Source organism: Sphingobium sp. KCTC 72723, from assembly GCF_014280435.1.
Lineage (GTDB): Bacteria > Pseudomonadota > Alphaproteobacteria > Sphingomonadales > Sphingomonadaceae > Sphingobium.
Genome location: NZ_CP060388.1, coordinates 1,843,655 through 1,856,966 on the forward strand (window position 1 = coordinate 1,843,655; position 13,312 = coordinate 1,856,966).

Below are 13,312 nucleotides of genomic sequence, written 5' to 3' on the forward strand. Positions count from 1 at the left end.
TCGCTGAGCGAAGGCGAAGCAAAGAGCCTCGGCTCCGCTCGGACAAGGGCTTCGACTTCGCTCAGCCCGAACGGTTTTGGGATAAATGAGATCATGACCGACGCCGCCACGCCGACCCGCGACCTTTTCTCCAAATTCGATCCCCTGATCGCCGAGCGCGAAGCGTTGCTGGCGACCGGCGTGCGCGACCCCTTTGCCATCGTGATGGAACAGGTGCTGTCGCCCACCCGCGCAATCATCAAGGGCAAGGAAACGATACTGCTCGGCACCTATAATTATATGGGCATGACCTTCGACCCGGATGTGGTCGCAGCGGGCAAGCTGGCGCTGGACGATTATGGCGCTGGCACGACCGGCAGCCGCGTGCTGAACGGCACCTATCAGGGCCATGCCGAGGTTGAGACCGCCCTGCGCGAATTTTACGGCACCAGCGGCGCGATGGTCTTTTCGACTGGCTATCAGGCCAATCTGGGCGTCATTTCGACGCTGGCGGGCAAGGGCGACTATGTCGTGCTGGATGCCGACAGCCATGCGTCCATCTATGACGGCTGCTTCCTGGGCGACGCGGACATCGTGCGTTTTCGTCACAACAGCGTCGAGGATCTGGACAAGCGGCTGGGTCGCCTGCCCGCCGACGCGCTGAAACTGGTGGTGCTGGAGGGCGTCTATTCGATGCTGGGCGACATTGCCCCGCTGCCCGCCATGGTCGCGGCGATCCGCAAGCATCCCAATTGCATGATCCTTGTCGATGAAGCCCATGGCATGGGCTTTTTCGGTGCCAATGGCCGGGGCGTCTATGAGGAACAGGGCGTCGAGGACGATGTCGACTTCGTCGTCGGCACCTTTTCCAAATCGGTCGGCACGGTCGGCGGTTTCTGCGTCTCCAACCATCCCAAGTTCGAGATATTGCGGCTGGTCTGCCGCCCCTATGTGTTCACCGCGTCGCTGCCGCCCAGCGTCGTCGCGACTGCCGCGACCAGCATCCGCAAGCTGATGCACGCAGGCGAAAAGCGCGCGCATCTGTGGAAGAACAGCAAGCGGCTGCATCAGGGGCTGACCGATCTGGGCTTCAAGCTGGGGACGGCCACGCCGCAATCGGCGATCATCGCCGTCATCCTGACCGATCAGGCACAGGCGGTCGCGATCTGGCAGACGCTGCTGGAACTGGGCCTGTACGTCAACATGGCCCGCCCGCCCGCAACCCCGGCCGGCACCTTCCTGCTGCGCTGCTCGCTATGCGCGGACCATAGCGATGAGCAGGTCGAACAGATTATCGGCATGTTCGAAACGGCGGGCAAGGCGACGGGTGCGATTGGCTGAATCCGTGGCGCGCGGGATCAACGTGCGCTGATGGAACTTTTCAACGACCCTGTTTCGTCTTGATGGCTGCTGGGATAGTGTGAAGGACGATGGCAGACAGCGACAGCATGGATGGTGACGACAAAGGGTGGCGCGCAGCGGCGCGGCGCCTGTTGCCGTTGCTGATCGTTATCCTGCTGATCGGATCGCTCGGCGCGCTGCTCTACAGCGCCAGCAGCGCGTCGCAGGACCATGATCGCGCTCTGGCCGAACAGCGGCGCAGTTTCCAGATCATCGTGCTGGCACGCGCGTTCGAGGCGCGCACCGCCCGCGCCGAAGTGACGCTGGCCCGCTATGTCATCAGCCTGGACCCGGACACTGGCCGCCTGTTTCAGGACCAGTGGCGGTCCGCCGCCACGCTGCTCAAGACGCTGACCTACGCCACTCGGTCGACCGGATGGCAACGCGGTAATGTGGAAGCGTTGCAATATGCGTTCGAGCAGCGCGGCAAGACGCTGAACGAAATCGGCCTGCGCACTACCTATGACCAGAAGATGTCGGCGCTGGGCCGCTTCCATCAGGCGGGCAGTTCGCAGGATCTGCGTCGCATCACTGCGCTGCTCGACCAGGTGATACAGGCGGAAAATGCGCGATTGCGCGAACGCAGCCTGGCCGTGACGCTGGCAGGTGACCGCACGGAATTTGTGGGCAAGACGTCGCGCCTGCTGGGGCTGGCACTGTTGATCTGCGTGCTGTTCGCCGCATGGTTTGCCAATATCGCCTACAAGGACCGGCGCACCGCGCGGCGGCTGGCGGACATGGAAACCGAACGGGCCGACCGACTGGACGAAGCCGTCCGCGCGCGCACCGCTGAACTGAGCGAAGCCTATCAACAGTTGCAGCAGGAATCGACCGACCGGGCAGCGGCGGAGGAAAATCTGCGGCAGATGCACAAAATGGACGCCGTTGGTCAGTTGACCGGCGGCATCGCGCATGATTTCAACAATATGCTCGCGGTCGTGGTCGGCGGGCTGGAACTGGCGAAGCGCAATATCCGCCTGAAACCGCAGGATGCTGCCCGCCACCTCGACAATGCGATGGACGGGGCCAATCGCGCCGCTGCACTGACGCGCCGCCTGCTCGCCTTTGCACGGGCCGAACCGCTGCTGCCCAGCGCTGTCGATCCCGACGCTTTGCTGACCGGCATGGCGGACCTGATCGACCGGACGATCGGCGACCAGATCAAGGTCGCGTTCGAGCATAAAGCAAGCGGCTGGCACATTTTCGTCGATCAGCACCAAATGGAAAATGCGATCCTGAACCTGTGCGTCAATGCGCGCGACGCCATGGACGGGCGGGGCCATCTGACCATCATAACGGGTCAGGCGACACTGGCGGCGGGCGATGTCGGCGATTGCGCGGCGGGCGACTATGTCATGCTGACCGTTGGCGATGACGGATGCGGCATGAGCGCGGACGTGCTGACCCGCGTGTTCGAACCCTTCTTCACCACCAAGCCGGTAGGTAAGGGGACTGGGCTTGGCCTCAGCCAGATTTTCGGGCTGGTGCGCCAGTGTGCCGGGGAAATCCGTATCGAATCCACGCCGGGCGCAGGCACGAGCGTCCATATCTACCTGCCTCGCCGGGCAGTCGAAGCGGATGCCGTGACCAGCCGTGCGACCGGCACGGAACGCGCGCCGGTGCGGCACCCGCCCACCCGCATATTGGTGGTGGAGGATGATCCGCGCGTGCTGAACCAGACGATGGCGGCGCTGGGCGAACTGGGTCACCTGCCCATCGCCTGCGACCATCCATCGAAGGCGGCGCGGCTGCTCGACAATAATGCCGACATCAGCCTGATCATCAGCGACGTGTTGATGCCCGACATGACCGGGCCGGAAATGATCAAGGCGCTGCCCGCCGCCTATGCCGACCTGCCAGTATTGTTCGTCACCGGCTATGCGGGCGACAGTATGGACAGTGCCGACTTTGCGGGCCACGACGTGTTGCGCAAGCCCTATACGCTGCTGGCGCTGGGCAATGCCCTGTCCACCGCGCTCAGCGGATCGCGCCACCCCGGAACAGCGCAGGCAGCAGAGTGACCGCGCCCAGCAGCGGCCAGCGCCGCTGCCAAGGCTTGATCGTGATCGCGGTCCCCGCATGGCGGTTGATCTTCCACGCCAGATAGTCGATCCCGCCCGCATAGGTGAAACTGGCCTTAGCCAGGCGCATCACCGACAGATATTTTCCGCGTCGTTGCAGCGCGCGCCAGTGCGCCTGCGGCTGCGACAGCGAAGTAGACAGTCCCATCGCCATCGCGGCATCCCCGAAGCGGCGATAGCGGTCCGGGTCCGCATCCACGATCGACACCGACCGCCCTTTCCGTTCGGCCCGCAGTTCGGCATTATAGGTGAGCGTAAAGCCCGTGCGCCACAGCGCCAGCACGTCGCCTTCCTCGCTCATGGGCCGGGCCAGCGACAGCAAAGTCGGCGCGGCCTGCGCCACCGCCGCAACGGCGCGTTGCCGCGACACATCGTCCGCCGCCCATAACAAGCGTGACGGCTGGGCAAAGCGCGCCCATAGCGACACATTGTCCGCTTGCGCGCTGTTCAGCCGGGCAAAGTCGGCTTCGGACAGCACTGCATATTTGGCGATCAGCCCCTGATGTTCGAACGGAAATACATTGGGAGGGATCAGCCGATTGGCCCGCGCCAGCCAGCTTTTGCCATAGGTTGCGGGATAATCCGACACGATCAGGTAGAAATCGAGCATCAACCCATCGAGGTTCGCCTCCCGCAGGCAGGAGCCGTAGAATAGCACGGCGCGCGCGGCCTGGGGATATTGAGCCGCCAGCGCCCCGGCCATCGCCGCTGCGCGGGGATCGGCGGGGGCGGTCAGTTCAGCGGTGACGAGCGAGAGCAAGGTTTCAGGCATCGCCAAACGCCTTAGAGCATCGCGCAGAAAAGTGGGAATTGCTTTTCTGCTCAAAAAAGCAAAAGCATGGCTTTTCATGCCCGATCTGAACCAACCGACTTTTCGACTTCATCGTTCAAGTCATTGCTGAATTTGCAGCGCTTTAACCATCCGTGCAAACCAGGCTTTCATCCCCTGTTCCTATGTATAGGCTCTACACAGGGGGGGTCCCATGAAGATTTACGCTTGGATCGGCTTACTTTCAATTGCCGCGACTGCTCCTGCTCAGGCGCAGAATATCTATCATTTCTATGCGCCGGAAAGTGCCAGCGGGCCTGGTGAGCGCTACTTCCTGCCAGCTGGACATCCCGTTACGTTGCGAACACGAACGCAGGTTTCCACCAAGGACAACAAGCCGGGCGACCGCATCTATCTTGAAGTCGCCGAAAGCGTCCTCTTTCGCGATCAGGTCGTCATACCGGCTGGATCGCCGGTCACTGCCGAAGTGGCAGCGACACAGCGCAACGGCCATTTCGGTAAAAAGGGCAAGATCGAAATACGGTTGATAGAGGCGATGACGCCCAATGGTCCGGTGTCGCTGTCCGGTGCCGCCAATGATGAGGGCAAGAGCGGAACGGTCGCCTCATTCGCGACGATCCTGTTGATTTCACCACTCGGTTTTCTGATCCACGGCACCAGCGCGCATATCCCGCCCGGCACCGTGGTCAACGCACAAACCAACAGCGATCTGAAGTTCAGATGGTATCCCCGCAACGCAGCAGCCGAACAGGCCGTCGGTTACCGCGCGACAAATTCGGGGGAATTGGCACTCAGCGCATCGTCAGGCGCTCAGGCACAATAGTAGCCCGCAGCGAAGCGGGGGCATGGCGCCGCATATCGACCCCCGCCCCCGCTTCGCCCGGAATCCACAGAGTCACTCGGCCGCCTGCGCCAGTGCCGGCTCGTTCCATGTCAGCACGGGTTTGCGCGCCGCCAGCGTTTCGTCCAGGCGACGGCGCGGGGCGTGATAGGGTGCGCCCTTCAGCAACTCGTCACCTGCCTTGGCGCGTTCCGCCAGGCTGCGCAGCGCCATGATGAACTGGTCGAGCGCGGCCTTGCTTTCCGTTTCGGTCGGTTCGACCAGCATCGCGCCATGGACGACCAACGGGAAATACATGGTCATCGGGTGGAAGCCTTCGTCGATCAGCCCCTTGGCGATGTCGAGCGTGGTGAAGCCGTCGGCCAGCCCCTTATCGCTGAAAAGCGCTTCGTGCATACACGGCCCGCTGGGACCGAAGGGTGCGTCCAGCACATCGTCCAGGCTGCGCAGGATATAGTTGGCGTTAAGGACCGCGTCCTCCGCCACCTGGCGCAGGCCGTCCGCCCCATGGCTGAGGATATAGGCCAATGCGCGGGTGAACATGCCCATCTGGCCATGGAAGGCGACCATGCGGCCGAACGTCCCGGCATGATGATCCTGCGCTGACTCCTCCTCGATCAGGACGAACTGGTCGCCCTGCTTTTCCACGAAGGGGAGCGGTGCGAAGGGCGACAATGCCTCCGACAGAACGACCGGGCCGGAACCCGGACCGCCGCCGCCATGGGGGGTGGAGAAGGTCTTGTGCAGGTTGATGTGCATCGCATCGACGCCCAGGTCGCCGGGGCGGACCCGGCCGACGATGGCGTTGAAATTCGCGCCGTCGCAATAGACGAACGCGCCCGCAGCATGGACCGCGTCGGAAATCGTCTTGAGATCCCGCTCGAACAGGCCGCAAGTGTTGGGGTTGGTGATCATCACTGCTGCGACATCGGGACCAAGGCGAGCGGTCAGCGCCGCCAGATCGACCCGGCCTTCGGGCGTGGCGGGAATATCCTCGACCTTATAGCCGCAAAAGGCCGCTGTGGCAGGATTGGTGCCATGCGCGCTTTCGGGGACCAGCACGACCGAGCGCGCGTCGCCGCGTGCTTCCAGCGCGGCGCGGATTGCCAGCAGTCCGCATAATTCGCCATGCGCGCCTGCCTTGGGCGACATCGCGACGGAGTGCATCCCGGTCAGCGTAACGAGCCACTCGGCCAGCTCATGAATTACCGCCAGCGCACCCTGCACCGTCGATTGCGGGCTGAGCGGGTGCAGGTCGGCAAAGCCGGGCATCCGCGCGACCTTTTCGTTAAGGCGCGGGTTGTGCTTCATCGTGCAACTGCCCAATGGGAACAGGCCCAGGTCGATGGCATAATTCTGGCGCGACAGGCGGGTATAATGGCGCACCGTTTCCTGTTCCGACAGGCCGGGCAGGCCGATGCGATCCGTGCGGGCAAGGCCACCCAGACGGCTGGCGACATCAGGCGCGGCCGCGAAATCGACGCCGGTCGTGTCGGTCGACCCGATTTCGAAGATCAGCTTTTCTTCCAGCATCAGCGCGCGGTTGCCGGTGGCCGTCGCCGGGGCCATATGTGCATGGCTGACGGGTTCGGGGGTGGTCGGGCGACCTTCCTTCAACATGGTCATGCCAGTTCCTCCTCAAGCGCGTTGGCCAGGATTTCAATATCCTCCGCCGTAACCGTTTCGGTGACTGCAACGATCAGTCCGTTGCCGATCGCCGGGGCGTGCGGGAACAGGCGACCGAGCGACACGCCGCCCAATACGCCCTTGTCCGCCAGCGTGCGGACGACGTCACGCGCATCCTTGTTCAGGACCAGCGTAAATTCGTTGAAGAAGCTGTCGTTGAGCAATGTCACGCCCGGCACCTTGGCCAGACGGTTCGCCGCCTGACAGGCCAGCGCATGATTCAATTCCGCCAGTTCGCGCAAGCCCCGTTCGCCCAGCAGGGTCATGTGAACACTGAACGCCAGCGCACAAAGTCCTGAATTGGTGCAGATGTTCGACGTCGCTTTCTCTCGCCGGATATGCTGTTCGCGGGTGGACAGCGTCAGCACGAAACCGCGCTGGCCCGCCGCATCCACCGTCTCGCCACACAGGCGGCCGGGCATCTGGCGGACATATTTCTGCTTGCAGGCGAACAGTCCCAGATAGGGACCGCCAAATTGCAGGCCGACGCCAATCGACTGACCTTCGCCCACCACAATGTCTGCGCCCATCGCACCGGGTGCCTTGATCGCGCCCAGCGCAACCGGCTCTGTGACGACCGCGACCAGCAGCGCGCCTGCCGCATGGGCCGCATCGGCCAGCGGGGTCAGGTCGGCGATGCGGCCAAGAATGTCGGGATATTGGACGACGACGCAGGACGTATCCTTGTCGATCGCGCCGATCAGCGCGTCGATGTCGGTGGCAGCGTCCAGCGTCGGCGCTTCATGCACGAGCATATCGCCGGTGAATTTCGCCATCGTGTTGGCGACCGAAACATAATGGGGGTGCAGGCCCGACGACAGGATCGCCTTGCCCCGCTTGGTGATGCGCCGCGCCATGCCGATCGCTTCCCAGCAGGCAGTCGACCCGTCATACATGGAGGCGTTCGCCACGTCGCAGCCCAGCAGGCGCGCAACCTGCGTCTGAAATTCGAACAGCACCTGCAACGTGCCTTGCGCGATTTCCGGCTGATAGGGCGTATAGGCGGTCAGGAACTCGCCGCGCTGGATCAGATGATCGACGCTGGCGGGAACATGATGCTTATACGCACCCGCCCCCAGGAAGAAAGGCGCGGACCCCGCCGACAGATTCTTCGCCGCCAGCCGGGCCATATGGCGTTCGACCGCCATTTCGCTGGCATGATCGGGCAGCCCGGCAATCTTGTCGGTCAGGCGAGCTTCGAGCGGAACATCCACGAACAGGTCGTCGATGGTCGCCGCGCCGATGACGGACAACATATCCTGCCGGTCAGTGTCGGTAAGGGGTAGGTAGCGCATTTCCAAAACTCCCCCCTCCCTCGAAAGGGAGGGGCTATGATTGATTAAAGCGAGGCCACGAACTTCTTGTAGGCTGCTTCGGTCATCAGCCCTTCCAGCTCGCTGGTGTCGGCGATGCGCAGTTTGAAGAACCAGCCATCTTCTTCGGCGTCGCTGTTGACCAGCGCGGGCTCATCCTCGAGCGCGCCATTGGCTTCGACCACTTCGCCCGAAATCGGGGCGAACACGTCGGACGCGGCCTTGACCGATTCCACCACGGCGGCGTCGTCGCCCTTGTCGAAGGTCGTGCCTTCGGCGGGCAATTCCACAAACACGATGTCGCCCAGTTGTTCCTGCGCATAATCGGTGATGCCGACGGTCGCGATGTCGCCCGACACGTCGATCCATTCATGTTCGTCGGTAAAATAACGGCTCATGATATTCTCCCCTCGGAGTGATGTGCTTGAAAATTCGAAAGCTCAGGCTTTGCGGCGATATTGATGGGGAACGAACGGCATTTGCGCAACCACAGCTGCAATCCGCTTGCCACGCACTTCGATGTCCAACGCCGTGTCGATCGCCGCATGGGGCAGGCTTACCCAGCCCATGGCGATCGGCGCGCCGACGCTGGGCGCGAACCCGCCGGACGTGACTTCGCCGACCAACACGTCACCGGCATAGATGGACGCCCCTTCCCGCGCGGGCAACCGCCCTTCGATCCGCAGACCCACGCGCCTGGCGCCCGGACCATCGGCCAGTTCCTTCATGACGCGGGCGTGGCCGATAAAGCCGCCTTCCTCGCGCCGCCGCTTTTGAATGGCAAAGCCCAGATCCGCGCCAATCGTGCTGACCGCAGGGCTAAGGTCATGGCCATAGAGCGGCAGCCCCGCCTCCAGCCGCAGCGAATCGCGCGCGCCAAGGCCAATCGGCTTGACCTGCGGCAGGGCGCACAGCGCATCGGCGAAAGCGACACAGGCGTCGCCGGGCAGGCTGATTTCGAAACCATCCTCGCCAGTATAGCCCGAACGGCTGATCCACAGCGGCACGCCGTCCCAATCGAACGCCCCGCACTGCATGAAAAGCAGGTCGGCGGTGTCGGGGATCAGCGTCGCCATGGCTTCGCCCGCCTGCGGTCCCTGCAACGCCAGCAGCGCCTGATCGGCCATATGGTTCATGGTGACGTCATCGGGCAGATGTTCGATCATCCAGCCGATATCGTCATATTTGGTCGCGCCGTTGACGACCATATAGATCGCCGCGTCGTCGAATGCGCCACCCGTTTCGCCGGGGACATTGGGACGCGACACCATCAGGTCGTCAAGGATACCACCATCAGCGTCCAGCAGCATGGAATAGCGCTGCCGAAATGGTTTCAATCGCTTGATATCGCTTGGCAATAGGGTTTCCAGCGCGTCATCCACGCCTTCGCCCGAAAAGGTCAGTTGCCCCATATGGCTGACGTCGAACAGCCCCGCATGTTCGCGGGTCCAGCTATGTTCGGCCATGATGCCATCATATTGGATAGGCATGTGATAGCCCGCGAAACCGACCATCCGCGCGCCACGGGCGCGGTGCCAGGCGTCGAGCGGCAGCGTGTCGAGCGGAGCCTCTTCGAAAGGAGCGGTAGCATCGTTAGTCGGGGCGGTCATCGGACGGCCTTTCCGTAAGAGGGCATGGCAACGCGCAGTCCGGCCCGAACCGGACCATATTGTTCGTTACCCCCTCTGTCACGGAACCTGAGAGCTTTGACCAGCGACCTTGCGGTCCCATGGCTTACCCCTTCGGTGGGACGGCATGATCCGTCCGCTTTCCAGAGTGCCTGCGCGCGATGCGGTCCTTTGGCCTGAGAGATTCCGGGGCGGTTGCTCCTTCGGCGACGGGCCTGGCCTGAAAGGCCGCCCATGCTCTCCCGCATCGTGCCCGCTGACGAATCCTCGTCACCGGAGACTGGCTTTGCATTGCGTCAAACGACGGGGCGCGTCAATCGGCGGAAAGCGCCGCGAGCGCATCTGACCCAAATATTTCCGCATGGCGCTTTTCGGCGTAGCGGTCGGTCATGCCGGCGATGAAGTCGGCGATGTGGCGGCTGCGCGCGGGTTCCTGCGCCCCGCAATCGTCGCGCCATTCGCCGGGCATCCGCGACGGATCGGCCTGATAGGCGGCGAACAGGTCGGTGACGATCACCCGCGCCCGGTCGGCCGCTGCCAACTGTTCGGGATGATGATAAAGCGTGGCATACATGAAGCGCTTGAGGTCGCGCTCCTGCGCCGCCAGTTCGGGCGAGAAGGCGACCAGCGTGCGGCCGAGAGCGCGCACATCCTCCACCGTTTCGACGCCCGATTGTGCGATATTGTCGCGGGTCGATGCGATCAGGTCATTGGCCATCACGCCAATCTGTTCGCGCACCAGTTCGCGCAGCAATTTGTCCGCCGCGACATCGGGATAGCGCGCCCGCACCCGGTCCCAGCATCGCGCCACGAACGGCACCTCTAGCAACTGGTCCAGCGTCAGCAACCCGGCGCGCAGGCCATCGTCAATGTCATGATTGTCATAGGCGATGTCGTCGGCAATCGCGGCCAGTTGCGCCTCCAGCGAGGCATGGCTGGTCAGATCAAGCGGCATCATCGCGTCCAGTTCGCGCATCGCCCAACCGGGGTTGGCAACCGGCCCATTATGCTTGGCCAGCCCTTCGAGCATTTCCCAGCTAAGGTTCAGCCCCCGAAAACGCGGATAGGGGCTTTCCAGCAGCATCAGCGTGCGCAGCGTATGGGCGTTATGATCGAACCCGCCATGCGCCTCCATTGCCGCTTCCAGCGCATCTTCGCCTGCATGGCCGAACGGCGGATGGCCGATGTCGTGCGCCAGACACAACGCCTCAGTCAGATCCTCGTTCAGGCCCAGCGTGCGCGCGGTGGTGCGGCCGATCTGCGCGACTTCCAGACTGTGGGTCAGGCGGACGCGGAAATGATCGCCATCGGGCGACACGAACACCTGCGTCTTGTGGCGCAAGCGACGAAACGCGATCGAATGGATGATCCGGTCCCGGTCGCGCTGGAACATGTCGCGCGGGCCGCGCACTTCCCCGCCCGGTTCGGGGTGGAGGCGGCCCCGGCTGGCGGCGGGGTGGCTGGCATAGGAGGCAAGGATCGTCATCAAACGCCCTCTTACTGGCCGCCCAGCCGTTCGACCACCTCTCCCGCATCGCTTTTCCACGCAAAGGCGTCGCCGCCCGCCGCCTTGATCTTATCCTCCAACGCCTTGGCACGGGCGAAGCCGGGGAATGGCCCCACCAGCAGGCGGTTGGTGCGCCCCCAACTGGCGCTCCACCCGTCCTGCGCGGAAAGGCTGTCATATTTCTTGCGCAGCGCCTTCATCGTGAAGGACAGGCCGGACTTGCTGGCCCCGGTGCCGACCTGAAGCCAGTTGCGCGCCGGGTTGGCGGCCAGTTTCTTCTTCTCCTCGGCTTCCTTCTTCGCCTTGGCATCGGCTTCCGCTTTGGCCTTGGCAAGGGCAGCCTTTTTCGCCTTATCAGCGGCCAGTGCCGCCGCGCTCTGGCGTTCGGCGCGGCGGGCAGCCTGCAAGGCGGCGATTTCGGTCAGGTCTACCGCCGCGACACTCGACTGCCGTTCGGCATCCGGCACGTCGATCGCGCGAATGATGTCGGCCAGAGTGCGGGTCGCCTGCGGATCAGGCTGCGGCGCGGCGGCAGGCGGAGGCGCGGCGGTTTCCTGCGCGGGCGGCGTTGCGGCGGGTGCCGGGACTGATGCCGGGACTGATGACTGTGCCAGCGTGATGGCATTGAGCGCCTGAGCGGGCGCGGGCTGGCTGGCGGCAGGGGCGGAAGCGGGCGGCATATCGACCGAATCGAAACCGGGCGCGGGCGGTCCCTGCACGGGGCCGCTGGGGGCCATCGCCTGACGCACCGGATCGACCGGCGCTGGGGTCGGCTGGACGGTTTGCGCAGGCGGCGTCGCCGGCGGCACGGGGGAAGGAGCAGGCGTGGGCGCTGGCGTGGGCTGAACCATGGGCCTGGGCGCAACTGCGGTTGCCGCTAGCGATGCAGGCTGCGGCGCGGGCGCGCGGGCGATCGTTTGCACGGGCGCTGCAACAGGTGTGGCGGGTGTCGTCTGCGCCCGCGCCACCCGTGTCGCTTCGCGGCGCAGGCGTTGCTCTTCCGCGCGGCGGGCGCGGCGATCCTGCATCGTTTCCCCGCGTGCAGGGCGTGTCGGCGCAGCGGCCACCACGACGGGGGCTGCCGCCACGACCGGCGCAACATTGCCCGGCGCGGGCGCAGTCGGCGTGACTGCCGCGATGCTGGTGCCGATCTGCGTCGGGAAATGGCCGAAATGCACCGCCGCTGCCTTTTGCGCGGGGGTCAGATAGGGCATTTTGGCCATGTAGGGGGTGATCGCAGCGGCCAGTTGCGCGGGCATCGTCTGCACCGCAATCTTGCGCGCATCGTCCTGCCGGTTGTTCATTGCCAGAATGAAGGCGCGATATCGCCACGCCGCCCGGTCGCTCTTGTAGAATAGAGGCTGCATCACGTTGTCCGATGCCTCGACCTGACCGGCTATACCCAGCGACGCGGCGTAACGACGGATCAGTTCGGCATCGTCCGGCGTCTTTTGCAACGCCGCCTGATAATCGCGCTGCGCCCCGGCCTGATCCCCGGTCATGTCGCGCGCCAGCCCGCGATCGGCCAGCAGAGTCGCGTCGGGATAGCCAAGCCGGCCCGCCTGGTCGAACAGGCGCAGCGCTTCGGCCGGATTTTGCAGTTTCAGGTTCACGCGCGCCAACCCGGCCTTGATCCGGCCATTGCCGCTTTCGATCGCGTCGGCACGCGCGTAGAAACCCGCGGCAGCGCGCGGATCATCCAGCGCCAGCGCCGCTTCCCCTGCCCCGATCAGCGCGGTGACATCGCGTGGATTGCCCGCCAGCCGCGCCAGATTGGCATTGAGGTCCGCCGCACCCAGCGGTCGGACCAGTTGCGACTGATCGGTTTGCGCCTGCGCGCCCGAAGCCAGCAGCAAGCCACACAGGAACGACGGGAAAAAGAGTTTCACAGCAGCGCCTTAAAGCGAAGGCCGGTCAGGCTGCCCGAAGGACCGTCGCATGAATCGAGAACGGAAACGACGTTCGACCTAGCCGATACCGGCATGAATGGGAAATTGCCGGAACGAAAAAGCGCGCCGGGTCGCCTTGAACGACCGACGGCGCGCTGTGACGGGCGCACGCACCGGGTGCGCTGCCCTGATCGTCT

10 protein-coding genes and 1 riboswitch are annotated in these 13,312 nt (G+C 64.1%); of the genes, 3 read left to right on the forward strand and 7 right to left on the reverse strand.

All coding sequences use genetic code 11. The features are described from left to right. Window positions 1-93 precede the first annotated feature (93 nt). On the forward strand, window positions 94-1,320 hold the full coding sequence (gene spt / locus SPBM01_RS09145; RefSeq protein WP_188065199.1) for a serine palmitoyltransferase: 1,227 nt from the start codon (window positions 94-96) through the stop codon (window positions 1,318-1,320). Window positions 1,321-1,409: 89 nt separating this feature from the next. Next, window positions 1,410-3,401 carry an ATP-binding protein gene (locus SPBM01_RS09150; protein ID WP_188065200.1) on the forward strand — a complete coding sequence of 664 codons (1,992 nt, stop codon included), beginning with the start codon at window positions 1,410-1,412 and terminating at the stop codon, window positions 3,399-3,401. Here SPBM01_RS09150 and SPBM01_RS09155 read toward each other — a convergent pair. Then, window positions 3,358-4,233 carry a hypothetical protein gene (locus tag SPBM01_RS09155; protein WP_188065201.1) on the reverse strand — a complete coding sequence of 292 codons (876 nt, stop codon included), beginning with the start codon at window positions 4,231-4,233 and terminating at the stop codon, window positions 3,358-3,360. The genes SPBM01_RS09150 and SPBM01_RS09155 overlap by 44 nt on opposite strands. Window positions 4,234-4,444: 211 nt before the next feature. Here SPBM01_RS09155 and SPBM01_RS09160 point away from each other — a divergent pair, with 211 nt between their 5' ends. Then, window positions 4,445-5,074 (forward strand): hypothetical protein, encoded by a 630-nt coding sequence (locus SPBM01_RS09160; RefSeq protein WP_188065202.1) that lies wholly within the window; start codon window positions 4,445-4,447, stop codon window positions 5,072-5,074. Between the two features lie 72 nt (window positions 5,075-5,146). Here SPBM01_RS09160 and gcvPB read toward each other — a convergent pair whose 3' ends face one another. From gcvPB to SPBM01_RS09190, 6 genes are all read right to left on the reverse strand, one after another. Next, window positions 5,147-6,718 carry an aminomethyl-transferring glycine dehydrogenase subunit GcvPB gene (gene gcvPB, locus SPBM01_RS09165; RefSeq protein WP_188065203.1) on the reverse strand — a complete coding sequence of 524 codons (1,572 nt, stop codon included), beginning with the start codon at window positions 6,716-6,718 and terminating at the stop codon, window positions 5,147-5,149. Beyond that, window positions 6,715-8,073 (reverse strand): aminomethyl-transferring glycine dehydrogenase subunit GcvPA, encoded by a 1,359-nt coding sequence (gcvPA, locus tag SPBM01_RS09170; protein WP_188065204.1) that lies wholly within the window; start codon window positions 8,071-8,073, stop codon window positions 6,715-6,717. The genes gcvPB and gcvPA overlap by 4 nt, the downstream gene beginning before the upstream one ends. Window positions 8,074-8,117: 44 nt before the next feature. After that, window positions 8,118-8,489, reverse strand: a complete 372-nt coding sequence (gcvH, locus tag SPBM01_RS09175; RefSeq protein ID WP_188065205.1) for a glycine cleavage system protein GcvH — start codon at window positions 8,487-8,489, stop codon at window positions 8,118-8,120. Window positions 8,490-8,531: 42 nt separating this feature from the next. Further along, window positions 8,532-9,701, reverse strand: a complete 1,170-nt coding sequence (gcvT, locus tag SPBM01_RS09180) for a glycine cleavage system aminomethyltransferase GcvT (RefSeq protein WP_188065206.1) — start codon at window positions 9,699-9,701, stop codon at window positions 8,532-8,534. Between the two features lie 172 nt (window positions 9,702-9,873). Further along, a riboswitch (glycine riboswitch) is annotated at window positions 9,874-9,974 on the reverse strand. 58 nt (window positions 9,975-10,032) lie between these two features. Further along, on the reverse strand, window positions 10,033-11,205 hold the full coding sequence (locus SPBM01_RS09185) for a deoxyguanosinetriphosphate triphosphohydrolase (protein WP_188065207.1): 1,173 nt from the start codon (window positions 11,203-11,205) through the stop codon (window positions 10,033-10,035). An 11-nt stretch (window positions 11,206-11,216) separates the two neighbouring features. Beyond that, window positions 11,217-13,115: a tetratricopeptide repeat protein gene (locus tag SPBM01_RS09190; RefSeq protein ID WP_262504375.1), complete on the reverse strand. Its 1,899-nt coding sequence runs from the start codon at window positions 13,113-13,115 to the stop codon at window positions 11,217-11,219. Window positions 13,116-13,312 lie beyond the last annotated feature (197 nt).

Coding starts and splice junctions, on each gene's coding strand:
- SPBM01_RS09185 (WP_188065207.1), bottom strand. CDS start 11,205: ATGACGATCCTTGCCTCCTATGCCAGCCACCCCGCCGCCAGCCGGGGC.
- gcvPB (WP_188065203.1), bottom strand. CDS start 6,718: ATGACCATGTTGAAGGAAGGTCGCCCGACCACCCCCGAACCCGTCAGC.
- SPBM01_RS09150 (WP_188065200.1), top strand. CDS start 1,410: ATGGCAGACAGCGACAGCATGGATGGTGACGACAAAGGGTGGCGCGCA.
- gcvH (WP_188065205.1), bottom strand. CDS start 8,489: ATGAGCCGTTATTTTACCGACGAACATGAATGGATCGACGTGTCGGGC.
- SPBM01_RS09155 (WP_188065201.1), bottom strand. CDS start 4,233: ATGCCTGAAACCTTGCTCTCGCTCGTCACCGCTGAACTGACCGCCCCC.
- spt (WP_188065199.1), top strand. CDS start 94: ATGACCGACGCCGCCACGCCGACCCGCGACCTTTTCTCCAAATTCGAT.
- gcvPA (WP_188065204.1), bottom strand. CDS start 8,073: ATGCGCTACCTACCCCTTACCGACACTGACCGGCAGGATATGTTGTCC.
- gcvT (WP_188065206.1), bottom strand. CDS start 9,701: ATGACCGCCCCGACTAACGATGCTACCGCTCCTTTCGAAGAGGCTCCG.
- SPBM01_RS09160 (WP_188065202.1), top strand. CDS start 4,445: ATGAAGATTTACGCTTGGATCGGCTTACTTTCAATTGCCGCGACTGCT.